Raw genomic sequence first — 1,874 nt, 5'->3', positions numbered from 1 at the left:
TAATATAGTTAGTTTTGAAAAAACTCGGTCTTTATTTTACTTTTCTGATTCTTTTTATTTCCTGTGAGGAACCGGTACCTGCTCCTCTTCCAATTCCTAATCCCAAATTGGTGGTTTCAAAAAATCAAGTCGATCTTGGTGATATAAAATCAAGTTCGAAAGGACATTTTAGACTAAAAAAAGACGGCATTGGCGTTATTAAGTATACGATTACTTCAAATAAGAATTGGCTAGTACTTGATTCTAAAGATGGTTCACTAAGTTTTTTAGCAGATACAGTTAAGTTTCATGTAGATTTATTAGCCAAAGATTTAATAGAAGCTGACAATAACGCTACTTTAACTGTAAAGTCAACAGTAAATGATGTCCCAGTTCCTGATTATCAGATTGAAGTAAAAGGTAAATTTGTGCCAACGATTCTCCAAACTAACACAAATGCTATTTCACTTGGCACAATAAAAAAGGCGGTGTCAGTCAAAATTAATTTTAAAAAGATAGGACTTGAGAATTTGAGCTATGATGCAGTTACTGACAAATCGTGGGTAAAATTGGGTAAAAATAATGGAAATGTAGCTTCTACTGACTCTATTGCGGTTAGCATTGATCCTACATCACTGCCTGCGGGACCCTTTGAGGCAAAAGTGACCATTACACCAAAAGTACTAGGTGTATTAGGTAAGCCGAGCGTGGTAACTATCTCTGGAATTTATGACGATACCATCACAGGCACCATTGAGGGCCATGTATTAACAAAAAATGAAACATGGACTGGAAATGTAAATCTTAATGGGGATATAACAGTACCTAAGGGGCTTTCACTGACTATTAAGCCTGGTACAATCATAAAAATTAAAAAACTTCCGACTCCATTGGTAATCAATATTTTAGGTAAACTCGTTGCTAATGGAGAATCATCCAAAATTATTGAATTCAGGTCGAACGAAACGGTCACAACTGACGGAGATTGGGGTGGGATAGTGTCTGAATATGACTTGGAGGTGTCTTATGCTTTAATAAAAAATGCCAAAGTGGCCTTAAATTTTGAAAAGGTTTCATTGTCATCATTTGGAACAGCTTTGCCCAATATACATCATGTATTTTTCGATAATTGTGTTATTGGTATTTTAGACCTAAAATCAAATCTGGAATCAACCTTGAAAAATTTAAGTTTTAGAGATATTTATTTCTTCAGCTTAAAATTTGCCAGTACCAAAAAAGTAAATATTCAGGATTGTGAGTTTCTGGGAGACTACTGTTATATAGATGTAAATGTTTCTAGTGATAATAGTGCTATAAATTTTTTAAACTGCAATTTCGCCAAAAAGAAATTTAGTCATCAAACACACTTGGAGGTTATTGCTGGTTTTAAAAACAATACCATGACAGCCTCTAATTGCTTTCAATTGGCGTTCGATCAGGCAGTATTAGTGAATGGTAATAAGTTTACTGCCACAAGTTCAAGTAGCTTTGCCAATGTAAATATTGGTTGCGGTTTTATGAACAGATATCCTCAAGGTAGAATTAGGGCAAAATAAAAGAGGCTTTTGAGCCTCTTTCTTTTAGTTTACATATTTCCTTAAAGCCTCTAAAAACCTATCTGCTTCAGCCTTGGTAAGTGCCAAACTCGGCAATAGTCGGATGGTATTTGCACCAGCTACGCCTGTGAAGATATGGTCTTCATAAAGTAACTTATTTCTAATTTCACCTACAGATTCCTTAAGTTCTATACCTATCATAAGCCCAGTGCCTCTGATCTCTTTAACGTTTTTAAGTTTGGCTAATTCAGTTAAAAGATACGTGCCGATTTTGGCAGCATTTTCTACCAATTTTTCCTTTTTGATAACATCCAAAACCGCTCTCGCTGCAGCACAAGC

The 1,874-nt window shown here is 35.2% G+C and carries 2 protein-coding genes; one reads left to right on the top strand and one right to left on the bottom strand.

Going from position 1 to position 1,874, the window contains the following annotated elements:
- The first annotated feature begins 14 nt into the window (after positions 1-14).
- Positions 15-1,535 carry a BACON domain-containing protein gene (locus EGI24_RS14525; protein WP_255049186.1) on the top strand — a complete coding sequence of 507 codons (1,521 nt, stop codon included), beginning with the start codon at positions 15-17 and terminating at the stop codon, positions 1,533-1,535.
- 24 nt (positions 1,536-1,559) lie between these two features.
- Here EGI24_RS14525 and EGI24_RS14520 read toward each other — a convergent pair.
- Positions 1,560-1,874 (bottom strand): aminotransferase class III-fold pyridoxal phosphate-dependent enzyme (locus EGI24_RS14520; RefSeq protein WP_255049185.1); only part of this gene is annotated, 315 nt, incomplete at its 5' end.

Source organism: Lacihabitans sp. CS3-21 (assembly GCF_024343675.1).
In the GTDB taxonomy this organism is placed as follows: Bacteria; Bacteroidota; Bacteroidia; order Cytophagales; family Spirosomataceae; genus Leadbetterella.
Note: the sequence above shows the minus strand (reverse complement) of the source record. Positions and strands in the feature narration are given on the sequence as shown.